Here is a 24,486-nt window from a genome sequence, read left to right on the forward strand (position 1 = left end):
CGTAGAAAAAATTGCCAAATACAAGGCATTTATTTCAATAACTGGTTGTTCTAATTATTAAATAAATAACGATGTGGTTGGTAGTTTTAACAAGTAGAAATGATCACATAGTTAGTGAGATTGGTATAGATCAGTAGAATAGTTTTTATGAATGGTACCGACCGCCGGAGTCGAGCTGCCAACCCTGCTTAGCTACTGATTTCATCAGTAGGCCAGTTTTTAATAGAAATAAAAAAGCCTCAACATTGCTGTTGAGGCTTCATTATGAATGGTGCCGACCGCCAGAGTCGAAGTCGAGCTGGCGACCTACTGATTACAAGGTAGAGACTCTAGAAAGACAAAGTCACTGTCTATGCGTTATAACTATATGTTAAATAAAGAAGAATACAAAAATAGCCCTAGCTATTTTAAACCCGATAAATTGCACTAATCATGTGATTTATGTGTGCTTCTAACTATCTTTCAATTTTAACATTCTGGTTAGAGTTGTCAGAAAGTCACCCATGAAAATAAGCTAGCGCATTTTGAGTGGTCTTCATCAATCGACCTGTTGATCAAAATTTTGATGATTATTCAATTTTAGCCTAGCTCTATAACCAGTACTAAGTCAGGTTTTGAATGTCTTCCGATTGTGCTAATTGGCTTATAACGTTATTTAACTCAGAGCTGAAATCAGATTCAGTTGCCACTGAGCCTATAGCTGATATTAAGTCAGAGTAAAAATCTTCATCACCCGTTAGACGATGCCAAAATTCAGCACCTGTATAAACTGGAAAGTGGTACTGAGATGTTATTCTTCTGTAGTGTGCACTTGTTTGTTCTAGTTCTCCGTAAATTATCCCAACTATCATGTCATTATGGGTAATCCTAAGATTATTTGTTCTACCTAAATTTATGACACCTTGAAAATGGTGTGCAATGGTTTCAACGTCATCATGATTTATAGTATTTGGACCTGACTTCAATTGACAGTATTTTTTATGCCCATCTAACTGGTCGATAAACTCTATGTCGATCCCGCTAGTCACGCTTCCAAAGCCTTCCAGAACGGTATTCGTAAAAGTTTGAATTTGAGTACCAAAAGATGTCGTTATTGAAGTACCTAATACACGGGGTAAAATTAGAGCTTTAGCAATGCTTTCAGGGTTAGAGTTTCCTGTAAGAAAATTTGCTAGATACACCGCTAAAAAAGGGTTGATGTTAAACTTGTTTGGGCTTGATAACTTAACTGTGTTAGCAATGTGATTTGTGGCTATGGAATCTCTAAACCAAGCTTTTGTTTTATCTAAGATCTCAGCTTTGTTAATCGTCATTTCAGGTATATCCTTATCTTTTATTACTAAATTATTGTTTAATTTAATATAAATATATGAATAAAGATATTTTAAAGTATGAGAAGTAGTAATGTTTTGACAAATGATTGATTTTAATCAATAGCCTAATAAGAGATACTGTTTAATAAATGGCAGAAGATGAAATCTCTACCATTAAAGGTAAGAGAGACTTTCTAACTCGTTAAATAAGCTAATTAACGAGTTACCAACCCTTTCAGCTAGGTTTACTGGTACAGCATTGCCAATTTGTTTGTACTGGTTGGTTAATGAACCTTCAAACTTCCATGTATCAGGGAAAGTTTGAATACGAGCGTATTCTCTATATGTTAAAGGTCTCTCTTCATCAGGGTGACACCTTTCTGTTTGTTTCTGTGCTGGCGATGTAGTCAGAGTTAATGAAGGTTCATCCCATGAGAGTCTTCTTGCCATACCTGTTTTTCCACCGCCAAGATAATATGAACCTTTCATGTATTCTTGTTGTAAATCATCATCTAAGTTCCGCCAATATCCACCTTGTGGTACTTTTTTCATGATTTGTTGTTTTCTTAAAGGATATGATTGGCCCTCTGATGCAGGAACATCAGTATCAAATAATTCACCTGCTTTTAAGCCATCTTTAACAGTATAAATTTTTTCGCAAGGTGAAGGCCATTTAAATAAGTTAAGATCAATTTTTTCAGCTATTTCATTTTTAATTCCCACTAGAAATAGTCGTTCCCGTTTTTGAGGAACCCTATAAAAAATAGCTTTCAACACTTTTGGTGGGATTAACGTATAGCCTAACTCTTCAATTGTATTTTTTATTGTATCGAGCGTCTTTCCACCTTCATGATTCAATAGGCCTTTTACATTTTCACCAAGAAATACAGTAGGTTGAATCTCTTTTATCGCTCGAGCAAACTCGAAGAAAAGAGTGCCTCTAGTATCTTCAAATCCATGTTTATTACCTGCATAAGAGAAAGCTTGGCAAGGAAAGCCACCAGATAAAAAGTCGACTTTATCTTTAAGAGGTTTAAAGTCAATTTGAGAAATATCGTTATTTAGAATTAGTGGTTTTTCTATAGAAGCGTTGATTAATTGACTATTAATATCTTCTATATTCTCAAGTAACTCAGCGCCGGAAATGTTTGATTTTAAAGTTCGGCTAGCTGATTTATCTAATTCATTTAATGCAATATGCTTGAAACCGGCATTTTCTAAGCCTATTGCTAAACCGCCCGCACCAGCAAATAGCTCAACAGATTTGAACTCTCTGCAAGGTCTTATTGTGATTTCAGACTTCCAGTCAGAATTTAACATTTCAGCAATGACTTTATGGGTAACTAACTTGTTTATCGTGAAAAAGTGATTATCACCATCAGATGAGCATGGGGTTAACTCACCTTTACTGATTCTTGACGCAATGTTTCTTTTAGAAATAGAAAGTATGTCTGCTAATACAGAGTCTGAAATAATCACGAATAGCCTTAGATTACAAATACAAAAAAATTACTGTGTCTATATACAGTAGCCTGTAGTTGTTATTAATTCAAATTAAGATTGAATTTTAACAGTCTTCCAATTCAATTTGTACTTTAAATGAATAATAAACTTAAGTATCTGTCTTATTTTTATATTCACCGTTAAGGAATAATTTGCCGTCATCAGATATTGAAAAGTAAGGGCGTTTTCCCTTTTTAGCCCTTTTGATTAATTCAAAATTTGTGAGTTTACTACTTTTGCCTGTGCTATAACCTATTGATTGATAAGACCTGTCTAATTCATCACCAAGATCTGTTGCTGTTAGATCAGGTTTGTTTTTTAAAGTGTTTAAGACTTCGTATTCTTTAGGCGGAATTTGAACGTTTCTCTCTATAATCTCTTTATGCTCATGATTAATTATAGGCCTCAGTAAAACTTCACCTTGGCATTTTTGGCATGGAAAGTTATGTTCTATGAATATTGCTTTCTTTTCAATATCGTAAACTTCACCACATTTACTACAGATTAATTCTTTAGAACTCTTCATCCAATCTGCAATGACTTTGTTATAGTCAAAAACTCTTTCAATTCTAAACTTTCGGTCGCTTTTATCATCGAAAATTATATTGTGATCCATGCACAAACCATAATTAAGAGAGAATATACTGATATTTTCGCCATCTTTATCTTTTTGTTGTGAGTATTTAGTAATGAAAAAATTAAATTCTAATGTTTTTAAAACTTCTTCCATTCCTTCTGAAACGTGTAAATAATTCGAGGGTGCTGTATTTGTCGTATATGCTTCAAATATTTTTGCTGGAGATGCACCTATTTGCCTTTTATTTGCGTTTGCTTTTTCAATAATACGCTTTAGTAGTTCGAGTAAGTGATATTGTTCAAAGGATTCATCATAGCTTTTGTATTCAATATATTCGCTTTTAGTCAAAATGTACTCAATATCATTTTTATAATGTTGTCGTGCGGACTCCTGTATTATTCTTTTGGTTATTTTTTTCTCTAAACTGTTTGTTTTTTGAAGAGCTATTTCTAATATTTTCCCCATAATTCGAGGCACGTTTGAGCTTACTTGAAATAGTAGTTTATAAAAATCCCCCATAGAAAAAGAAGACGAAACATCAAAGAATTCCGACAGTTTTTTATTTTTAAAGTAGTAATCAAACCTTGCTTCGATTAATCTTTTTGTGTATTTAATTGCAGATTCTTCAGCTTTATCTACACTGCCAAGAGAATATAAATCATAATAATCTAGCGGATAGGTCTTTACTTTTTGCCGATCAATGGAAGGTAAAAAATCTCTTCCTGGGTACAACGATATTTTGAATTTAAAATATTCATCAGAAAGGTTATTTAATGGACCAACTATAAAGTCTGTAAATACCTCCATCGAGTCTTTGTCTATTTCAGACATATCATCAAGGCAAATGAATACGTTATTAATAGGAATGCGTTGTAGAAGGGCTTTTAAGTCATCCATGAAACCTATGATGTCGAAAAAGCGGCTTAATACTTTAACCATTTCATTAGAGTCAATATCTTCGCATTGATTTGATTCTGCCATTTGACCAGAAAGGTTAGCTGAATCATTGGATAATTTGAATCCAATGGTATTATTCTTTGCTGTATTTTGTTTACTCGAAGTTGATTGTGATATTTGTTGTGAAGCAGTTGTGTCTCTATAAAGAGGCTTCTTAACACTTTCAAACAATTGGTTAAGTTCTAATTCAAATTCTTCTTTAGTAATACCGTTTGAAGAGAAAAAGCTCACCAGTTTGTTTTGAAAAACGCCTTTTTTGATTTCCTTTTTTAATTCATTGATTATTTTTTCTATAAAAAAAGCATATAAGTTCAACTTTTCTTTACTCTGATTAGAAAGACCAATGTCGACATTTTGAATACTTAGATCTGACTTTTTTGTTTGCTCAAAAAGCGCCTTAACATCCACGTATAGAGATAGTTTATCTTTAGTTTTTCTAACTTCGTGCTGAAACCTGTTAATGATTGTTGATTTACCAGTACCTTTCCGCCCCAATAAAAGGGTTGTGTTGTTTTTCATCATTGATTTTAAAATTAGGTCTTTACCTAGTGGATCAACATACAAATCTTCAATGATATTTGCACCAGTTGAGCTTTTTAATTCAGCTCTACGATATTTACTTAATGAATCTGTAAGTTCTAAAAAAGTATCTGAAAAGGTATTTGATAGCATGTTGTTAGTTTTTTGCTGAATAAATTAGTGAATATTTGAATGATGTTGGGGAGAAAATTAAATAATTCAATAGCTAATAATCTATCTATCCGATTATTTTTAAATCAATAAGTAAATATGAATATTTAAATGGTAAAAATTTAATACCTTATAATCAGTTTAGATAAGGTAACTACCGTTGTATTTTATCATTAAATCGAGTTATTACCATATCCGTACTAAACAACTGAACTCTAATAATCGACTTGGTTACGTGGTAGGTGATTGATATTAGCTTGAAGCATTAATACTTACCCTAGTGAATCAGAGCAAGTGACACTCAATCCGTTGATGTCGTTGGTGAAACAAGGCTTATAAAGCCATAAGCACTAAATTTGAAATTAAGATCCTATTTTTAAGCATGAATATTGGTGAAATTTCGATAAATACCTAGATTAAATTTAAGGTATTAACATGACACTATCTGATATAAAACCTATTAAACCAACACCACCGAAGAAACCATGTAACCCCAAACAGCCAATTAAAGGTTTAGTTCTTATTGATACAAGAAAAAGCAGATAGTTTTTGTATAACTTTTGCTGATTAAGTATTTGACACTGATTAACTAGCAATAAGAAGTTCTTAATAAAACATCTGGTATTTCTGTTTTTGATTTAATTAAATTGGAGGCTTACTTTACGACCATCGAATAAAATATTTAGGTAACCTTCTTCATTTAAAATTGCAGTTAGGTGGCTACCGTATTTAGGAGAAATAAATTTATCTAAATGTTTTTTCCATAATCTCTCATGAAATAACCCAATCCACTTTTAGGTGGTTCTGTCATGTTAAACCACCAATAGCTAGCTGACCTTTAAAATGTGTTAGCACAGCATTAACCAATTCGCTTGGTAAGAAAAACTCATTATCCGTAATTTTTAGTTTAAAGCCTTTTTCGATATTACCTTGATAACTAAACTCAGATCTGCCACTAGGTGTTTTAATACTTTTCATATATCCCCCGATAAGTAAAACAGGAGATTAACAAATACTTTTATATTAAGCAGTTAGTTAATGAAAATATATTCGTTAATTGAGCGTGTAAAATATTATAACTCTTTGGTTAAACGTTGGCTTTTAATCTAATTGGATAGACAGTATACATATAACATTTAGATGCTGATATAGATATTAAAAATCAACATGAAGTTGATGAATACACTGGTTTATTACTTGAAAATATTGCAGGTTGTGAGTGCTTATTGGATCAGAATACTCCATACATGAGTATTTCAGTATTTTTATTAAACAGAGATATAATACTTTAAGTTATTCTAATTAAATGAAGATAGTCGAGTATGTTAGGTATGATTTTCATAAATACTGCTATTACTAACCTCTAACAGCTCTATCAAAACACTGATAACCAATCACAACATGATCTAATACTTCAATATCAAAGCGTTTAGCTACTTCCTTGAGGTCTCTTCACAGAATTATTTCTGTTGAATCAGTATATTAAAGTTTTAGCTAATATAATTATTAAAAACTGTCTGTTGTGTCTGCTTTTAATCTTAACAAGGCTCTTTCATAATAAAGTTAATAAAAGTTAATATTTTTAACTATTGTCCTTTATTAACTTTGTGGTTTGATATAAGATTCATAATGTCATTTATATCTGACACAAGTTAACACCTTACAGTCAATGTGACTGCCTCCTATTTTTAATTAAATTAATTTATAGGAAATAGTAGAACGTTATGAATTTAAATTACCGTTTACTGGCAGTCAAAGAAGCTGTGGAAGTTTTAGAGAAAGCGTTAGAAGCAAGTAAAAAACATAATGATGAAGAGCTAATGATGGAAATAGAACAATCTATCAAGGAGCTAAAATTATTTATGTCTTCACAAAACAAGCAAGAGTCTAGCAAATTGCTAACTCGTGCTTTTCATCTAATTAAGATATTGTATTTTATGTTTGGTGAATAGTTTTACACAGCCGCTTCAATGAAGGATAGACAATCTTTTAAGACTTTTCTCTCTCAACTAAGGAGGTGTAATAGCAAAAATAAGTGCTAACAGTCACTATATAACTGTATGGAATTCAACAATGCTTGAATGTGCTCATAATCGAAAAACCAAAATATTAACAGGATGTCTATATAGTAGAATTTTTCTTTTGAAACCTATGAACAGCATAGTACTCAAAGGGATTAAGTGCTGAACGCATTTGATCAAGTCACAAAATGATTGGAGATGTATATGATACTAATTAAAACTCATATGTAATTCCATTGACCGTGTGTTCAGGAGAGTGGTCACTTTCCTGTCAAAAAATTCGCAAAAACTGACTAACTTGCAATTTTTGGGTGTTAATTTAAGAAACGATTAACTTCTAAGTCTAGGTGAAAATGCTCGATTCCAAACATGAATTCTCAATAGTAATTGATACATTACGAGATGCAGTAGATGAAATACTTGAGAGGCAAGTATTCTGTGATGTTTTTGGACGATCGTTATTTTTTATAGATGACTTGAAGCCCTTACCTAAAATAAAGGTGAAGGTGGCAATAAGTAAGAGCAAAGCCGAAAAAATCGTTGAGTCAAGATATAAACAGATTAAACTAAACTTAGAAAATAGGTCAGAGCCTTTTTTAAGTAATGCTCTTCAATGGGCTGAAACTGCTCATTACAAATCAAGACTGATGTGATTTTATTGTTGTTGTAGCAATTTTAATTAAATCAGGAAATCACATGTCAAAAAAACAACTTAATTTTTCAGGCTATAAAATAAAAGGCCTTAGATTAACCAAGCAACTTAGTCCTATTGATGTTGCTAAAGAACTAGATATTACACCTACTTACCTTTCTTTAATTGAGAATGGTAAGAAAAAACCTTCCATGAAGGTGATTACCAAGGCCGCAAAACTATTTAACATAGAAGAAGACTCTTTTATTGATAACAATGATTTAATCGATGAATTAAAGGCACTAACAGAAGAAAAAGATTTGGCTGATATTATTCATGCGTTTGAAAGCATAATGCATGGGAAACTAAAATAATTTAAGAAGTAGAAGAACCAGACAATACTTTACATAACTTACTTTATATAAAATTAACTAATTATTAATACACAAAACCAGTTTGATAATAATTCATCTGTTTTATCTGCTATTAACTGGTAAAGTTAAATCAACAATAACTCAAACCAACGGATATCACTGGTGCTAATACCCAGTTCGGATATTTACACCATCAACTAATTTACCCTAATAAAATTCACCCGCAGTTTTAGTGAGTTGTATACCAACCTATATACCCTAAGCAACGGATCAAATCCTTTTTTCACCGTAGAAATCACTTAATAAACTTTTTTATTCTGATGGAATTACCCTAATATCCAATGTGCCCTAATTGAGTTTATTCAAAACAGGGTGTATTTTGTGCCTATTGATATCACGAAATAAATAATAAACTGACGTGTACACCACTAATAGTGCAGGGTAGATAAAATATTGGTGTAAGTGAAAATTGATTTAGAATTTAACCAATCGCTAGATACAAAAAAGCCCTAACCGAAGTTAGGGCTTGAATGAATGGTGCCGACTGCCGGAGTCGAACTGGCGACCTACTGATTACAAGTCAGTTGCTCTACCAACTGAGCTAAGTCGGCACACGAAAACGTGTGCGATAATTATAGTCTATTGAACTAATTATCTTGGCACCGAACCAATATTAAACTAATTGGTTCTACTAAAAATTAAACTTCGATGATTATAAATCAACGAATTTGTATTGCTAAATAAAAAAGCCTCAACATATATGCTGAGGCTTTGTTATAAATGGTGCCGACTGCCGGAGTCGAACTGGCGACCTACTGATTACAAGTCAGTTGCTCTACCAACTGAGCTAAGTCGGCACACAAAGCTGTGTGCAGTATTACTAATTTACAAAGATAATACTTTGGCACCGAAATAATACTTTTTATTATTAATTAATAAATGAGCACCATTTCTGTAAATGGTGCCCCGACCCGGATTTGAACCAGGGACACGAGGATTTTCAATCCTCTGCTCTACCAACTGAGCTATCGGGGCATTGCTTTTCGAAGTGTTTTCGTTACCTCGTTAAGACGAGCGCTATTAGACTGTTTTTCTCTTTGTTCGTCAACTGTTTTTTTATAAGTTTTTCATTAAAAAGGTTTGTTTGCTGTTTTTTTGCGCTTACTGCTGTTTATTTAACTATTACAGTGGCTTTTTAATAATAACTTGCCTGCTAAAATGAATATGGTAATGAATTTATTAAGTGAAGCGCCATATATATTTTCTAGCTAAAAATATTAATTAGGCTTCATTTTCATCATTACCAATAACTTTTAACTTTGTTTATTGGCGATAATATAATGACGATACGAAAAAATATGGGTTATTTTGATGAAGGAGGAACATAACCTTCGATGTCTGGCTCTATACCGTCAAATAGATAAGCAACCATAGCGCTTTCTAAAAACTTGCGATCGTCAGCATTCATCATATTCATTTTCTTTTCATTAATCAGCATTGTTTGCTTCTTTTGCCAATGTCCCCAAGCTTCTTTAGAGATATTATCAAAAATACGTTTACCCACTTCACCTGGGTATAGTTGAAATCCAAGACCTTCTGCGTCTTTTTTTAGGTTCTGACAAAAAACTGTGCGGCTCATAATTCTCTCTTGTTAGTTATAAGGTTTTCGTGACGTTTATTATTGGCATTATCTAGACAGTGCTAGTTATTTTGAAGTAAGCCAATAAGTTTTTTTGTTGATGCAGCTAAACCTACGCTAGCTTCGCTGTGTAAATCATACCATTTTTGTTTTCTAGGTTCGCTAACTTCTTGAGTATTAATTTCCTGATTACTGCACTGAGAATGTGAATTGGACGTTACTTGAATACAGTCAATTATAATAGGAGAAATATCCAGATGGAAATGACTAAAGGTATGTCTAAAGGTGACTAATTCTTGCCATGAATTTTCTGCGGTTGTGGCCTGTAAGCCTAATGATTGCAATAAACTATTAATATCATCTTTGTCACTTACTTCATAAAAACACCATAAACCTCCCCAAATACCTGCTGGAGGGCGTTTTTCCATTAATACACTATCGCTTGTTGGCGTTGTTATTCTAGGAATAACCATAATGGTATTTTTTTCAGGAATTTTTTTCTTAGGTTTTTTTTGAGGAAATTCAGCTTGTAGATTACTAGCCATTGCTAAGCAACTTGTTTGTACTGGGCATACTTCACATGTTGGCTTACTTCGAGTACACACAGTTGCACCTAAATCCATCATGGCTTGGGTATAAAAACCAGTATCGGTAGTAGGTGTTAAAATTTCACTTAATTGCCATAGTGCTTTGTCAAATTTAGCTAAGCCATTATGGCCTTCTACTAAATAATTTCTAGCTAATACACGCTTTACATTACCATCAAGAATAGGGTGGTATTGATTTAACGATAAACTTAGAATTGCACCAGCAGTTGAGCGTCCTATACCTGGTAGTGCAATTACCTGTTCAATATTTTCAGGAAAAATACCTTTATGCTCACTTACAATGAGCTTAGCTGCTTTGTGTAAATTACGTGCTCTGGCGTAATAGCCCAAACCTGTCCAATGGTGTAGTACATTGTCTTCATCTGCATTAGCCAAGCTAGTTATGGTGGGAAAGCTCTCCATAAAACGTTGGTAATATGGAATAACCGTTGCTACTTGGGTTTGCTGAAGCATTATTTCAGACACCCAAACACTGTATGGCGTTTTATTTTGCTGCCACGGTAAGTGTTTTCTGCCTTGATGGTGATACCAAGTAACTACTTGAGCTGCAAACTGCTTAGCAGATGCTGTGGATATATTTACATCTTTTTTTAAGGGAGTGGAAATTGGAGTATTGATGGTAATAAACTTCACTTTTAAGTATGTAAGCGCAGTGTAACTAATTATTTTGATTGACTCAAAAGAGTTTGTTTTTAAAGAAAGTGATAGTTGAATAAATTAGTTTTATTGCTTGGGATGAAGTCTGTATAATAGCGGTAATTATTTTTAGTAACTATTATTAAGGCTATGCCATGAAAGTTGATGCAAAGAACCGAAGTCAGCGTATACGTAAAAAATTAAGAGTTGATGAGTTTAAAGAATTAGGTTTTGACGTTGCTTGGAAACTAAATGAAGGCATAACTAGCGATGAACTTGATGCATTTATTGATAAATTCTTTAGTGAAGTGATTCAACCGAACGGATTAGGTTTTGGTGGTGAAGGTGATACGTTGTGGCATGGTTTAATTTGCACACAAAAACTAGGTTCATGTACAAATGAACATAGAGCTGCGGTTGAAAAATGGTTAACCGATAACGGTGCTACTGCAGTAGCAGTGAGTGAACTTTACGATGTATGGTGGGCTGAATAGCCTAAAGTTATTTAAAAACATTTTTACATGGTGCAATAAGTGGCAAATATGCTTAATACTTAGCTTGAAATGTTTTATTTACTCCTTGATGCTAGAGATGCCAGCGTTTATTGCTTTAAATCAAATAGAAAGATAGAAAAATGACTGAAAAAGAAAATGAAAACCGCATTCACAAAACGATAGAGGAAGCGGAAAAAGAAGGTAAGTACATTCGTAAAGTACGTAGCTTTGTTAAGCGTGAAGGTCGTTTAACTAAAGGGCAAGAACGTGCTTTAAATGACCATTGGCAAACTATGGGGTTAAATCACAGTGATGGTTTAATTGATGTAGAGGCATTATTTGGCAATGATAATCCTGTCGTTTTAGAAATTGGTTTTGGCATGGGAAAATCATTAGTTGAAATGGCTAAGGCAGCACCAGAATTAAACTTTATTGGTGTTGAGGTACATAAACCTGGTGTAGGGGCTTGTATTTCTTTAGCAGCTGAAGAAGGGGTTGAAAACTTAAAAGTATATGAGCATGATGCCATTGAGATTTTAGCTGATTGTATTCCTGATAATAGCCTGACTACAGTACAGTTATTTTTTCCTGATCCTTGGCATAAAAAGAAACATCATAAACGCCGTATTGTACAAGCTGATTTTGTTGAAGCTATTCGTAAAAAGCTAAAAGTTGGTGGGGTTTTCCATATGGCGACAGACTGGGAGAATTATGCAGAGTGTATGCTTGAAGATATGCAAAATTCACAAGGCTATAAGAACTTATCTGATACTAATGATTATGTTCCACGTCCAGACTCAAGACCACTAACTAAATTTGAAAGCCGTGGTCACCGTTTAGGTCATGGTGTTTGGGATATTCAATTTTCTAAAATGTAGTGTTTCTATTTATGTATTCTTTGTTGAAGGTAAGTACTTACTTTCAACAAAGAACAAGTGTTGTGCATTACGTAAGTTACCTGAATCTTTAAGCCATTGCTCTGTAATTATTTCTCGTTGTAAGGCTGCATGCAATATGCGACTTTTATATTGGCACCAGTAATATATTGTTGCCTCTTGGTGATATTCGTTATTTGGAAATATATCACTGCGGCTTTCTGCCATTTCTTCAATAATACTCGCGATAACCTGCTCTTTTAGTTCATCCTCAATCTTTTGCTTAAAGCGTGTAAAACGCTTAGCTTTAATTAATTGCCAAATTAACCACACCATTGAGGCTAGGGCAAGTACAGCTATAATTTGCATTTATTTTCTCATGTAATAATTATGAAAGGATAGTAACAACTTTTAACAGTAAAATATCTGATTATTTTAGTTGTCTTGCCAGGATTGTAAACACGTTTCAATATTACTTTAAAAATACTCTTTGTGTTCGATGCTTATTAATAAATTCCTTCTCTTTTATTTAGTGCAAAGGGATTTTACGTGATTATTTTATTTTCGCCTTATTATTTATAATTGTTTACATTGACTTTTATCATTAACACACCTTAAATTAAGGTTTATGGATGAAAAATAATGTCAATGAGCAGCATTAATGAATAAAGCAGTAAAAATCAATGACAAACTTACCAAGCGGTTATTAGTTTATATTTTATTATGCAGTACGCTTGTTTCTGTATTTTCAACGATTGTTCAACTTTATTCCTCTTTCCAATATGACGTAGAGCTATTAGAACAGCGCTTTAAAAATATAGAAAAAAGTTATATACCATCTATCGCTACTAGTTTGTGGGATTTTAATGAGCCTTTAGTCGCACAACAAGTACAGGGTATTGTTGATTTACCCGATATCGGCTTAGTTGTGGTTAAAAATGATTTTGATTATTTATATGAATATGGTGATGGTAGTTTCACGGTTAAAAAGTTTGTTGAATATCCAATAAAATTTGAAGGTAAACACGTAGGGACCTTACAAGTTTACGGCACTTATCAAGATATTTACCATCGATTATGGCAACAAGCTGGATTTATATTAGCAGCTGAGTTTATTAAGATATTCATTTTAACTTTTATTATTATTATTATCGTCAATAAAATCGTTGTTAGACACTTAGTTCAAATTACTCACTATACTCAAGAACTTGCTAGTTATAATTTAGATAAAGAGTTAGTTCTGTCTAATAGGCCACAAAAAGAAGATGAGTTAGATTATTTGGTACGTGCGATAAATAGTATGCGCATTAAGCTGAAGGATGAAATATTTAAGCTGGAAGATGCGGAAAACGCTTTGCTAGCGTTAAATGGTGAATTAGAAGTTAAAGTTCATGATAGAACGGCTAAATTAGAGCAAAGTAATCAACAATTACAAAGTTCTTTCGACAATTTAACATTAGCACAAGATCAATTAGTACAATCTGAGAAAATGGCATCTCTTGGTCAGTTAGTGGCGGGTGTTGCTCATGAAGTAAATACACCTCTAGGGATTTGTGTTACATCAATCACCGCATTAAAAGAAAAAGTTGAAGCTCTGCAAGAAGCCATTGAGTCACAGGAGTTAACGAAATCATTTCTTACCGAAACATTAAGCTTATTGATGGAATACGAGCAAATAATTGAGCGTAGTTTAAATAAATCAGTGGAGCTTATTCGAAGTTTTAAATCGGTTGCTGTTGAACAGCATACGGATCCTGAAGTTAATATTAATTTATCTCAACATGTTTACGATGTAGTAAACACGGTTAAAACACTCTTTAAACAGAAAAAATATACTATTAATATTGAGGTCGATAAAGACATTAGCTTAATAACTTACCCGAGTGCTTGGAATCAAATATTAACGAACTTCCTAATGAACTCTCATATCCACGGGTTTGAAGAGCGAATTGAAGGGGAAATCTCAATAGAATTCACTAAAAATAATGGTTATTTAACATTGCTTTATAGTGATAATGGTAAGGGTGTGCCTGATGCACTTGAAAAGCGTATATTTGATCCATTTGTTACAACAAAGCGTGGACAAGGTGGCTCTGGTTTAGGCTTGAATATTGTTTTTAATTTGGTTAATACTAAATTAGGTGGAACAATTAAACTACTTGAAACCGAGCAAGGTAGTAGCTTTAAGGTAAAAGTACCAGTTAAAGACTAGGCTATTTAACTTATAAATAATACATGCTATGTAGCGGAGCTAATATCGTTCTAAAAACAAGCATATATTGACTTTTTCACATTAGATCTATAGTATTCTCGCGCCTTAAATCTAACTGAAACTCTGTATATATCTAAGCTTGTTAGCTTTAGGTGTCTTCGCTGTTCTTAACTTCATGAATACGTTTATACCAACGTATTCAATATAACCAATGAGATAAAAATGTTTGAATTACATACCAGTAAAGTGTCAAACCTGAGAAATGATGTTTTGTCGGGCTTAACCGTCGCTTTAGCTTTGGTGCCAGAAGCTGTCGCTTTTGCTTTTGTTGCCGGTGTAGAGCCTTTAGTTGGACTATATGCTGCTTTTATGGTTGGCTTAATTACTGCTATATTCGGTGGCCGACCAGGAATGATTTCAGGGGCAACAGGTGCTATGGCTGTTGTTATGGTTAGTTTAGTGGCTATTCATGGGGTTGAATACCTTTTTGCTACGGTTGTCTTAACCGGGTTGCTGCAAATACTGGCCGGACTATTTAAATTAGGTAAGTTTATTCGCTTGGTACCGCACCCTGTAATGTTGGGATTTGTTAATGGTTTAGCGATTGTTATTTTCTTAGCACAACTTGGCCAATTTAAAGTTACTAATAGTGCAGGCGAATTAGAGTGGCTTCAAGGCACTCCAATGATGATAATGGCAGGGTTAATCTTATTAACAATGGCGATTATCCATTTTTTACCTAAATTAACTAGGGCAATACCTTCATCACTGGTAGCTATTGTTGTTGTTACTGTATTAGTACAGAGTTTAGGGCTAGATACCCGTACAGTGGTGGATTTTTTACGTGATATGACTAACGACCCAACGGCTTCTATTGCTGGTGGTTTGCCACAATTTTCTATTCCGAATGTACCTTTTAATCTTGAAACCTTAAAAATTATCTTACCTTTTGCACTGGTACTTGCCGCTATTGGTTTAATTGAATCGCTATTAACCTTAACACTTATTGATGAGCTAACTGGAACTCGTGGTCAAGGTAATAAAGAGTGTGTTGCTCAAGGAGCTGCTAACACGGTAACTGGTTTCTTTGGTGGTATGGGGGGGTGTGCCATGATTGGGCAATCTATGATCAATGTAAATTCTGGTGGTAGAGGCCGAGCTTCTGGTATAACTGCGGCTATTGCATTACTTGGCTTTATTTTATTTGCTTCAGGTTTAATTGAAATGATCCCGTTAGCTGCGTTAGTTGGGGTTATGTTTATTGTTGTTATTGGTACTTTTGAATGGTCAAGCTTCCGTATATTGAAAAAAGTACCTAAAGCTGATGCTTTTGTTATCGTACTGGTATCTGGTGTTACCGTTGCTACTGATTTAGCAATAGCTGTGGTAGTAGGTGTTATTGTTTCTGCATTAGTTTTTGCTTGGGAACATGCTAAACGAATAAAAGTTAATCGTAATACTGATGAACAAGGTTCAACTGTTTATGAAGTGATTGGTCCTATTTTCTTTGGTTCTGTTTCGACCTTTTTGGAGCAATTTGATGTTGAAAAGGACAGTGATGATGTTGTGATTGAATTCAAACGCTCTCGTGTTGCTGATCATTCGGCAATAGAGGCTATTGATACTTTAGCTGAACGTTATCTTGCTAAAGGTAAAAAATTGCATTTAAAACATTTAAGTCAAGAGTGCCAGGTGTTATTAGAAAAAGCAGGAGACTTAGTTGAAGTAAATGTGATTGAAGATCCTGAATATCATATAGCAACAGATAAGCTAGGCTAGAAGGATTCTTTTTTGATGTTATAAGGTCTTCTTATATAAGGTTTAACAAAAATGCAGCTAGAGTTCTTTGATATTCCAAGTCCTTGTGTGGAAGTATGTCAATCGAATGAAAAGGGCTATTGCCTTGGCTGCATGCGTACGCGTGAAGAAAGAAAAGAATGGGTTCATCTTGATAACGATACAAAACAAAAAGTAATCAAACGCTGTATTCAGCGTAAAAAGCGTCAAAAAAATAAAGAAAATCCGAAAGCTATTGAAGTAGCTAAAACTTTACCAGAGCAGCAGGTAGAGCAGCCTTCATTGTTAGATGAACCTAAAAAAATAACTTTATCTGATGACAAAGCGTTAGATTTTGGCGATTTTGAACTATAGCTTTTAGGCTTCCTAGTGAAAAGGAAGAAGAAAACGGTTGCTAGCTTATATAATTATAGCTATTATACGCGTTCTTTGAAGCACCTAGTTGCTGAAAAGTTTATCTATAATGCCCCGATAGCTCAGTTGGTAGAGCAGAGGATTGAAAATCCTCGTGTCCCTGGTTCAAATCCGGGTCGGGGCACCATTCTATAGTTTATACTCAATTACTATAACACAGTAAAACAAGTACTATTATCTTTGTCGCTTTATCGTAGAATACCTCTTCAAAATAACCTCTCAATTCTAATTCATCAACGATATATTTTTATTAAACAAATATAAATATTTATATTCAATATTAGTGCATGATTATTCAAATAGCTTGAGGTATAATTATTTATATTGTCATTTTAAATAATTAACCATTGTAATTAGAAAGGTATTAATCTTATGTTTTCGCAGTTAAAGCAGTTACCACCAGACCCTATCCTAGGTTTATCTGTCAAATTTAAAGCAGATGCCAATGCCAACAAAATCGATCTTGGCGCGGGTATTTATAAAGATGAAAATGGCCATACTCCCGTTTTATCTTGTGTAAAAGCAGCTGAAAAATTTCGTTTAGAAAATGAAAAAAGCAAGGCTTACTTAGGCTCTGCCGGATCTGCATTATTTAATGAAAAAATGACTTCACTTATGCTGGGTGATCATAAAGTTATTAGTGAAAATAGAATTCGCACTGTATCAACACCTGGCGGTACTGGCGCCTTGCGTACCGCAGGCGAATTTATCAAATCTTGTACTCCTGGTGCTACTATTTGGGTAAGTAACCCTACTTGGGCAAACCATCAAGGTGTTTTTACTGCAGCAGGTTTAACAGTTAAAACATATCCTTATTACGATTATGAAAATAAAACGTTAGATTTTGACGGTATGCTTGAAGCATTAAAACAAGTATCTAAAGATGATGCTGTGTTATTACATGCATGCTGCCACAATCCTAGCGGTATGGACTTAAATCAAGAACAATGGCAACAAGTGGCAGAGGTAGCTAAACAAGTTGGCTTTATGCCAGTTGTGGATATGGCTTATCAAGGCTTTGGTCAAGACTTAGACGCAGATGCTTTCGGTTTAAGATTGATGGCTGATACCGTTGAGCAAATGATTATCTGTAGTTCATGTTCGAAAAACTTTGGCTTGTATCGTGAGCGTATTGGGGCTTGTTCTATCATTGGTAAAAGTGCAATTGCAGCTGACATTATCAACTCGGTGTTACTTTCTGTGGTACGTGTGAATTATTCTATGCCACCTGCACATGGTGCTGCTATTGTAGAAACAATTTTAAGCTCCGCAGAGCTAACGACTCAGTGGCATGGCGAGCTAAAAGAAATGCGTGATCGTATTAACGGCATGCGTCAATTACTCGTTGATCAATTAGCTGCTAATGGCGTAACTCGTGATTTTAGTTTTATTACCACACAAAATGGTATGTTTTCATTTTTAGGTATTGATAAAGAGCAAGTACAACGTTTACAAGATGAATACAGTATTTATATTGTTGGCTCAAGCCGTATTAGTCTTGCGGGAATTTCACCTGATAATGTGAATTATTTAACACAATCTATCGCTAAAGTACTGTAATTAAATAATTTCAGTATGTCTTGTAGCATTAAAAGAAAAGCCTGTCGTTATTCTATTAACGACAGGCTTTTTATTGTCCATATTCTGAGGGATAATAATTTTAGCTAAGTATAAAGCCAACAAACAGTAAAGTGATTTGATTATGCTACCATTAATAGTTAAATAACTTTTCTTAATTATTGCCTTGTATGTGAAAGTATTCTGTATGATCAAAGACACTGCCTAGACAGAATAGTGTTTATAACATACTCTAAAATCAAAGCATGAAGGTTTCTTCTAGCAACTTTAGTATAAAAGTTGATTTATTACTGATAATTACAAGTTGAATAAATTTTTTGAGATTGAAATAACACAATAGACTTAGTGTAATATAACAGTAAAAACTTATCCTTATTACTTACTATTCCTAAATAATCATTTAAAGAGAAATTTTTGTGACCAAAGCTAATAACCGTATGACGATTAAGCAAAATTTAATTTTTGGCTTTTCTGCTATTAGTGCCATTTTATTTGCGGCTGTATGCACAACGTTAATCCTGACGAATATTATAAATAAAACAACGAAAGAAATTGTTGAAGAAAGAATGCCCTCAACAGAAAAGAGTTCTTTCATGCTAACGGGGATTAATAGCTCGTTGGCTTCTCTTGGTGGTTGGTTAATTACCGGTAATGAAAGGTTCAAAAAAGATAGAAATAATACTTGGGAAGTTATTGATTTAACAACGATAAAAATAGATTCTTTGTCAACTAAATGGGAGTCACAAGAAAGTATTGAGAAGTGGAGCGAAGTAAAGCTATATTTAGAAAAATTCAAACAGATACAGCAAAAGGTTGAAGATATCGGTCATACCTTGGAAGAAAAGCCTGCTAATAAAATTCTAATTGAGCAAGCTAACCCAATTAAATCAGACATGTTTCGTTTTATATCACTTATGATTGATTCTGAAAAAAATCATGTCCCTGATAGCGTACAAAAAATATCCATATTAACAGCACTTCGTGCTTCGATGGGTTACGGGGGGATGATACATAATTTTAAAAACTATGTATTGCGCGGTAATGATAAGTCTCACCAAGCTTTTGAAGAGTCCATTAACAAATCACGCGCGCTTTTAGATGAATATATAAAGTATCCAATGAGTGATGAAGAGCTGCTTGCGGTTGATATTATTAGCCAAGTTATTACTCATTATTCTGAAAATAGTATGCTTATTAAAGTTGTTGAAAATGAAGGTAATACACCAGAAATAACGGATAATGAAGTAAAAGTTGATGATAGTACCGCTATTGAAGCTTTAACTTTTCTTGATAATGTAAATGCTTCTGCAACTTCAGGTAAACAGCAAATAGCCTCAAAAATGCGTGTTTTATTAGGATATAATGGATTTATTCATCACTATAAAAACTATTTACTTCGTAAAACGGCTAGTAGAAAAAATCAAGCTGAGATTGCTTTAGATGAAGTAGTGAAAGTGATTAACTTATATCGCTTGCAAAATTTAACCTCAAGTGAACGTTCAGCACTACAAGACTTAGAAAGAGTCGTAAAATCCTATCGTATCTTATTAATCAATGCAGAAAAACTCGTTTTAAGTGGAGCAGATGCAAGAGCGATAGATAGAAGTGCTCGTATTGACGACCAGCCGGCACTAAAAGCATTGGCCTTTATTGATGAGTCAATTGCCAATTCATTACGTGATCCAGAGGAAGCGATAAAACTTCAATCTGCTACATTGCAAGATCGTGCTCGATTACTGGGTACTATGTCTGATTTTAGGAATACATTAAGTTCAACTTTTGATGAATTACAGTCATTTCTTATTACGGGGCAAGAAGAGCATTATCAATTGTTTCAAACGCAATGGCATAGTAATACTGAAGAGTTTACTATGCTCAAAAAGCTTCAATATTTAATGTTACCAGAGCAGCTAAGTGCCTTTGAAAAGCTAACAGCCTCACGTGAAATTTTTACTCCATTACCTGAACAAATGTTTGATATTCGTCGCTCTGAACGTTGGAATATGACTAATTATTTACTTGCCACTGAAGTTATGCCACTTACAGAGAAAATACTCGGGTTACTTGCCGGTGAGCGAAATGAAGAAGGGAGACGTGATGGGGGGTTAGCCAAAAGTGAACGAGTACAGCTTGCGATGATCGCAAAAGATAATGCTTATTCAGTGGCTCAACTGAATGCAATACAATGGTTATTGCTATTAACTGGGTTGGGTACGGCGTTCTTTATTGGTAAAAAAACTGAAAAATCAATTACAGAGCCATTAAAGAATATTACTGAAGCGATGACAAAAATTGCATCTGGTGGATCTGTTATTAATATAGAAGAATCGAATCAAGCAGGAGAAATTGGGCACTTAACTAAAGCTGCTAGCATATTTCAGCAATCAGCCTTGAAAACCGAAGATGAAAACTGGAAAAAAACACAAATTGCACGTATTTCGGAAAAAGCTCAACAATCTGACACCTTGGATGATTTTTGTCGAGAGGTTATTGATCAATTAACGCCATTAATAAACGGAGCGGTTGGCGTGTTCTATCTTTATAAACCTGAAGCAGAGCTTTTACAAATAGAAGCTAGCTATAGCTTTGTTCAGAAGGAAAGTATTCAAACAAGCTTCAAATTAAGGGAAGGCATTATTGGGCAATCAGCCTTTGAGCAGCAAAATATAATTTTATCTCCTGTACCTGAAGATTTTATTACCGTGTCCTCTGCATTAGGTGATTCGCAACCCGCAACATTAATCGTGTTACCTGTTATTTATCGAAATAACTTACTAGGCGTTATTGAAATAGCAAGTTTTGATTCTTTATCGCAACTAAATCATGAGTTGCTCGAAGAAATCATACCTGTGATTGCACTCAGTTTAGAGAAACTCAACCAAGTTATTAATGCGAAAACATTATTAGAAGAAACCAAACGTCAAGCTGAGCAATTGCAATTATCTGAAGAAGGGTTAAGAGCTTCCGAAGAAGAGTTAAGAGTATCAGAAGAAGAGTTGAGAGTTATTAACGAAGAGCTCGTTGAAAATAGTCGAGGCTTAGAAGAGAAAACACTACAATTAGAACGTGCACAATTAAAACAACGTAAAATTAACCAAACACTATCTGAGCATAATAAAGAAATTCAAGCGCAGCAAAAAGCGTTAGAAAAAGCATTAGCTGAAAATCAACAGAAAACAGAAGAAATCAGACAATCGAGTCGCTATAAATCTGAGTTTCTTGCCAATATGTCTCATGAATTAAGAACACCATTAAATAGTTTATTGATTTTGTCTAAATCATTAGCAGAAAATGATGATGGTGATCTTAATGAAGATAATGTCGAAGCTGCTGAAATTATCCATGAAAGTGGTACATCTTTATTGCATCGAATTAATGAAATTTTAGATTTGTCTAAAGTTGAAGCAGGACAAATGTATATTCATAGTAATGCGATCATATTAGATGAACTTAGTCATAGTATTAAGCGCTCTTTTAAACATGTAGCGGCAGAAAAGAAGCTTGATTTTAATGTAACATTAGATGAAAACCTACCCGAATCAATCACATCAGATGTAGATAAAATCGTACAAATATTAGATAACTTGATCGCTAATGCTATTAAGTTTACTAAAGAAGGTAGTGTCACTTTATCAATAAAAATTCCAGAGTCTCTGCCTAATAATATCGATGAAGATATAACTGAGCCAGTGCAATTTGCCATTATTGATACCGGTATTGGTATTAATAATGAACATTTACAAAGTATTTTTGAACCGTTCCGTCAAGAAGACGGCTCAACTAGTCGAGAATATGGAGGTACAGGCTTAGGTCTTTCAATCTCTAAAAAGTTTGCGGAATTACTTAATGGAGTTATTTTTGTTGAAAGTGAAAAAGGTAAAGGCAGTGTGTTTAGCCTTATTTTACCTAGACATTTAATTACTGAAGAACAGCAGAATGAAAAAGAGCTTATTAATACTCAAGATAAGGTATCACTAGATAACGTTAATATTCCATTAAATGATGATAACATACAACCTGATGTACAGAGTGAAACTAAGGTTGAATTAGATGAAGATAATCGATTATTAGCCGATATCGATCTGTTTATTGACGATGATCGTGAAAATTTAACAGAAAATGATCAAGTTGTCTTGGTGGTAGAAGATGATATTCATTTTGCGCAAATATTAGTTAAACGGATAAATAAGCAAGGCTTTAAAGCAATTGCGACCGGCAATCCATATGACGCTTTATGCTTGGCTAAGTTATTACAACCTATGGGGATTGTACTTGATGTCGAGTTGCCTCAAATGGATGGTATTGAAGTGTATAAACAATTAAATGCTATTGCTAAAACACACGACATACCTGTTCACTTTATGTCAGCTTCTAATGCCGCACTAAGAGCACAAGCCATAGGTGGAGCAAATTACTTTACTAAGCCGGTTACCCGAGAGCAAATAGATGAAGCAATTCATGGTTTTTCAATTAATTGTAATAATGAATTACAAAGCGTATTAATTATTGATAGTGAGCCTGAAACACGGAGTTTTGCGTGTGAGCAATTTCAGACAAAAGAAGGGATAGAGGTTTTTGAGGCAGCCACAGGGGAAGAGGCCTTAACACAATTACAAAAGCATAATATTGATTGTATTATTTTAGAACTTAATTTACCTGATATTAATGGTACAGAATTACTAGAAAAAATTAATGCTTTGTCTGAAGAGCCAATGCCGCAAGTTGTTATTTATTCATCGAAAGATTTATCTGATGAAGAAGTGAGAGTGTTAAGACAATTTACGGATAGCTTAATATTAAAAGACGGTAGTTTTGTCGAAAGGTTACAAGACGAAGTTATGTTGTTTTTAGATAGTGTTAAAGAAAATCAAGGGAAAGCCTCTTCTGAACATGCACTTGATAAGTATCCAAATTATAATACCGATGCAAACCCTGCTTATGAAACTGCGCTTGAAGGTAAAACAGTACTCGTTGTTGATGATGATATGAGAAATACTTTTGCATTATCAAGAGCGTTAAGTGATAAAGGCATGAAAGTACTGATGTCAAAAGACGGCGCGCAAAGCTTAACAATGTTAGAACAAAATCCTCAGGTTGATATTGTGTTAATGGACTCTATGATGCCTGGCATGGACGGGAATGAAGCAACAAAAATTATTCGTAGTAAAGAGAAGTATGCTGATATGCCTATATTAATGGTTACTGCAAAAACGATGAAAGGCGATCGTGAGGCTAGTATGGTCTCAGGAGCTAGTGATTATCTATCTAAACCTATTAATATGGATAAATTATTATCAATGATGAGAGCTTGGCTATAACTATAGGAGTAAAGGATGGCTACTAGTATTGAAGATATTGAAATTCAATTGTTCCTTCAGGCGGTTAAACTTCGATATGGTTACGATTATCAAGATTACACTCATGCCTCTTTAAAACGACGTTTACGCTTATTAAAAAATAATAGTAAAGTTGAATTTATTAGCGATATGATTCATAAAGTTTTACATGAAGATGATTTTTTAAAGGAAGTGATTGATCATTTTTCGGTAACTGTTACTGAAATGTTTCGAGATCCTGACTTTTTTAGAGATTTACGAACCTATGTATTACCGGCGCTGAAATCCTATCCACGACTTAATATATGGATCGCTGGTTGTGCAACAGGTGAAGAAGTTTTTTCATTAGCGATATTGCTACATGAAGAAGGGCTATTACAACGCTCTACTATTTATGCAACGGATATAAATAAAAAAAATTTAGATATTGCTAAAAGTGGTATTTTTGCTTTAGAGCGTGTTCCTGATTATACGAGAAACTATCAAGCAATGGGAGGGAAAGCCTCTTTTTCTGATTATTATCATTCTCGATATTCTCGTGCAAAGTTGGCGGACTGTATTTTGGAACATATTGTTTTCAATGAACATAACTTGGCAGCGGATAGTGTTTTTGGTGAAATGCAATTAATCTTGTGTAGGAATGTTATGATTTATTTTAATGAAACATTACAAGATCGATCTATTGCTCTATTTTATCAAAGTTTAGTGCGTAGTGGATTTCTGTGTTTAGGTACGAAAGAGTCCTTACGTGCTTTTAAGCAAAAAGAACAATTCACCACAATATCGAAAGTAAATAAAATTTATCATAAGTTATTACCAACCATAGGTTGA

At 33.9% G+C, this 24,486-nt stretch carries 18 protein-coding genes and 4 tRNA genes; 12 read left to right on the forward strand and 10 right to left on the reverse strand.

Translation table 11 applies throughout. The annotated features are described in order from the left end of the window. Positions 1 to 602: 602 nt before the first annotated feature. The 4 genes from KO509_RS12340 to KO509_RS12355 form a co-directional block, all read right to left on the reverse strand. On the reverse strand, positions 603 to 1,313 hold the full coding sequence (locus KO509_RS12340) for a PmeII family type II restriction endonuclease (RefSeq protein WP_215973579.1): 711 nt from the start codon (positions 1,311 to 1,313) through the stop codon (positions 603 to 605). 174 nt (positions 1,314 to 1,487) lie between these two features. Continuing rightward, positions 1,488 to 2,792, reverse strand: coding sequence for a DNA (cytosine-5-)-methyltransferase (gene dcm, locus KO509_RS12345; protein ID WP_215973580.1), 1,305 nt, complete (start codon positions 2,790 to 2,792; stop codon positions 1,488 to 1,490). A 133-nt stretch (positions 2,793 to 2,925) separates the two neighbouring features. Then, positions 2,926 to 5,022: a hypothetical protein gene (locus KO509_RS12350; RefSeq protein ID WP_215973581.1), complete on the reverse strand. Its 2,097-nt coding sequence runs from the start codon at positions 5,020 to 5,022 to the stop codon at positions 2,926 to 2,928. 825 nt (positions 5,023 to 5,847) lie between these two features. Further along, entirely contained in the window at positions 5,848 to 6,018 is a 171-nt protein-coding gene (locus KO509_RS12355; protein ID WP_215973582.1) for a hypothetical protein, read from the reverse strand. Between the two features lie 746 nt (positions 6,019 to 6,764). On the opposite strand from KO509_RS12355, the gene KO509_RS12360 reads away from it, so the two are divergent. The 3 genes from KO509_RS12360 (at position 6,765) to KO509_RS12370 (ending at position 8,066) form a co-directional block, all read left to right on the forward strand. After that, the gene (locus KO509_RS12360) at positions 6,765 to 6,992 is read left to right on the forward strand and encodes a hypothetical protein (protein WP_215973583.1); all 228 of its coding nucleotides are present in this window, start codon (positions 6,765 to 6,767) and stop codon (positions 6,990 to 6,992) included. Between the two features lie 422 nt (positions 6,993 to 7,414). Then, positions 7,415 to 7,714 (forward strand): hypothetical protein, encoded by a 300-nt coding sequence (locus tag KO509_RS12365; protein ID WP_215973584.1) that lies wholly within the window; start codon positions 7,415 to 7,417, stop codon positions 7,712 to 7,714. Positions 7,715 to 7,757: 43 nt separating this feature from the next. Continuing rightward, positions 7,758 to 8,066 carry a helix-turn-helix transcriptional regulator gene (locus KO509_RS12370; RefSeq protein WP_215973585.1) on the forward strand — a complete coding sequence of 103 codons (309 nt, stop codon included), beginning with the start codon at positions 7,758 to 7,760 and terminating at the stop codon, positions 8,064 to 8,066. A gap of 535 nt (positions 8,067 to 8,601) precedes the next feature. On the opposite strand, the gene KO509_RS12375 is transcribed toward KO509_RS12370, so the two are convergent. The 5 genes from KO509_RS12375 to mutY all read right to left on the reverse strand — a co-directional run bounded on the left by KO509_RS12375 (position 8,602) and on the right by mutY (position 10,889). Then, a tRNA-Thr gene (locus tag KO509_RS12375) sits at positions 8,602 to 8,677 on the reverse strand. A gap of 170 nt (positions 8,678 to 8,847) precedes the next feature. Then, positions 8,848 to 8,923, reverse strand: a tRNA-Thr gene (locus KO509_RS12380). Positions 8,924 to 9,025: 102 nt separating this feature from the next. After that, positions 9,026 to 9,101, reverse strand: a tRNA-Phe gene (locus KO509_RS12385). 328 nt (positions 9,102 to 9,429) lie between these two features. After that, positions 9,430 to 9,705, reverse strand: a complete 276-nt coding sequence (locus KO509_RS12390; protein ID WP_215973586.1) for an oxidative damage protection protein — start codon at positions 9,703 to 9,705, stop codon at positions 9,430 to 9,432. 62 nt (positions 9,706 to 9,767) lie between these two features. Then, entirely contained in the window at positions 9,768 to 10,889 is a 1,122-nt protein-coding gene (mutY, locus tag KO509_RS12395) for an A/G-specific adenine glycosylase (RefSeq protein ID WP_215973629.1), read from the reverse strand. A gap of 215 nt (positions 10,890 to 11,104) precedes the next feature. Here mutY and KO509_RS12400 point away from each other — a divergent pair, with 215 nt between their 5' ends. Together KO509_RS12400 and trmB are read left to right on the forward strand one after the other, a co-directional pair. Beyond that, the gene (locus KO509_RS12400) at positions 11,105 to 11,443 is read left to right on the forward strand and encodes a YggL family protein (protein WP_215973587.1); all 339 of its coding nucleotides are present in this window, start codon (positions 11,105 to 11,107) and stop codon (positions 11,441 to 11,443) included. Between the two features lie 140 nt (positions 11,444 to 11,583). Beyond that, the gene (gene trmB / locus KO509_RS12405) at positions 11,584 to 12,321 is read left to right on the forward strand and encodes a tRNA (guanosine(46)-N7)-methyltransferase TrmB (protein ID WP_215973588.1); all 738 of its coding nucleotides are present in this window, start codon (positions 11,584 to 11,586) and stop codon (positions 12,319 to 12,321) included. 9 nt (positions 12,322 to 12,330) lie between these two features. Here the strand turns inward: trmB and KO509_RS12410 are convergent, their stop codons facing one another. Continuing rightward, positions 12,331 to 12,687, reverse strand: a complete 357-nt coding sequence (locus KO509_RS12410; protein WP_215973589.1) for a hypothetical protein — start codon at positions 12,685 to 12,687, stop codon at positions 12,331 to 12,333. A gap of 292 nt (positions 12,688 to 12,979) precedes the next feature. Between KO509_RS12410 and KO509_RS12415 the strand changes: the two genes are divergently transcribed. From KO509_RS12415 to KO509_RS12445, 7 genes are all read left to right on the forward strand, one after another. Continuing rightward, complete coding sequence (locus tag KO509_RS12415) at positions 12,980 to 14,530, forward strand: ATP-binding protein (RefSeq protein WP_215973590.1); 1,551 nt, start codon at positions 12,980 to 12,982, stop codon at positions 14,528 to 14,530. 222 nt (positions 14,531 to 14,752) lie between these two features. After that, a complete protein-coding gene (locus KO509_RS12420; RefSeq protein WP_215973591.1) occupies positions 14,753 to 16,309 on the forward strand; it encodes a SulP family inorganic anion transporter in 1,557 nt (518 codons plus the stop codon). 51 nt (positions 16,310 to 16,360) lie between these two features. Then, a complete protein-coding gene (locus KO509_RS12425; RefSeq protein ID WP_215973592.1) occupies positions 16,361 to 16,681 on the forward strand; it encodes a DUF1289 domain-containing protein in 321 nt (106 codons plus the stop codon). Between the two features lie 111 nt (positions 16,682 to 16,792). Further along, positions 16,793 to 16,868: transfer RNA gene (locus KO509_RS12430), tRNA-Phe, on the forward strand. A 245-nt stretch (positions 16,869 to 17,113) separates the two neighbouring features. Continuing rightward, entirely contained in the window at positions 17,114 to 18,301 is a 1,188-nt protein-coding gene (locus tag KO509_RS12435; protein ID WP_215973593.1) for an amino acid aminotransferase, read from the forward strand. Positions 18,302 to 18,735: 434 nt separating this feature from the next. Beyond that, a complete protein-coding gene (locus KO509_RS18300; protein ID WP_215973594.1) occupies positions 18,736 to 23,637 on the forward strand; it encodes a response regulator in 4,902 nt (1,633 codons plus the stop codon). Between the two features lie 15 nt (positions 23,638 to 23,652). Further along, complete coding sequence (locus KO509_RS12445; RefSeq protein ID WP_215973595.1) at positions 23,653 to 24,486, forward strand: CheR family methyltransferase; 834 nt, start codon at positions 23,653 to 23,655, stop codon at positions 24,484 to 24,486.

The organism is Colwellia sp. C2M11 (assembly GCF_018860915.1).
GTDB lineage: Bacteria > Pseudomonadota > Gammaproteobacteria > Enterobacterales > Alteromonadaceae > Colwellia.

Excerpts from the sequence above, each read along its gene's own strand:
- KO509_RS12445 (WP_215973595.1), top strand. The coding sequence starts at position 23,653 with ATGGCTACTAGTATTGAAGATATTGAAATTCAATTGTTCCTTCAGGCG.
- KO509_RS12355 (WP_215973582.1), bottom strand. The coding sequence starts at position 6,018 with ATGAAAAGTATTAAAACACCTAGTGGCAGATCTGAGTTTAGTTATCAA.
- KO509_RS12435 (WP_215973593.1), top strand. The coding sequence starts at position 17,114 with ATGTTTTCGCAGTTAAAGCAGTTACCACCAGACCCTATCCTAGGTTTA.
- KO509_RS12360 (WP_215973583.1), top strand. The coding sequence starts at position 6,765 with ATGAATTTAAATTACCGTTTACTGGCAGTCAAAGAAGCTGTGGAAGTT.
- KO509_RS12420 (WP_215973591.1), top strand. The coding sequence starts at position 14,753 with ATGTTTGAATTACATACCAGTAAAGTGTCAAACCTGAGAAATGATGTT.
- KO509_RS12340 (WP_215973579.1), bottom strand. The coding sequence starts at position 1,313 with ATGACGATTAACAAAGCTGAGATCTTAGATAAAACAAAAGCTTGGTTT.
- KO509_RS12370 (WP_215973585.1), top strand. The coding sequence starts at position 7,758 with ATGTCAAAAAAACAACTTAATTTTTCAGGCTATAAAATAAAAGGCCTT.
- KO509_RS12390 (WP_215973586.1), bottom strand. The coding sequence starts at position 9,705 with ATGAGCCGCACAGTTTTTTGTCAGAACCTAAAAAAAGACGCAGAAGGT.
- KO509_RS12425 (WP_215973592.1), top strand. The coding sequence starts at position 16,361 with ATGCAGCTAGAGTTCTTTGATATTCCAAGTCCTTGTGTGGAAGTATGT.
- trmB (WP_215973588.1), top strand. The coding sequence starts at position 11,584 with ATGACTGAAAAAGAAAATGAAAACCGCATTCACAAAACGATAGAGGAA.
- KO509_RS12365 (WP_215973584.1), top strand. The coding sequence starts at position 7,415 with ATGCTCGATTCCAAACATGAATTCTCAATAGTAATTGATACATTACGA.
- KO509_RS12400 (WP_215973587.1), top strand. The coding sequence starts at position 11,105 with ATGAAAGTTGATGCAAAGAACCGAAGTCAGCGTATACGTAAAAAATTA.
- KO509_RS12410 (WP_215973589.1), bottom strand. The coding sequence starts at position 12,687 with ATGCAAATTATAGCTGTACTTGCCCTAGCCTCAATGGTGTGGTTAATT.
- KO509_RS12415 (WP_215973590.1), top strand. The coding sequence starts at position 12,980 with ATGAATAAAGCAGTAAAAATCAATGACAAACTTACCAAGCGGTTATTA.
- KO509_RS12350 (WP_215973581.1), bottom strand. The coding sequence starts at position 5,022 with ATGCTATCAAATACCTTTTCAGATACTTTTTTAGAACTTACAGATTCA.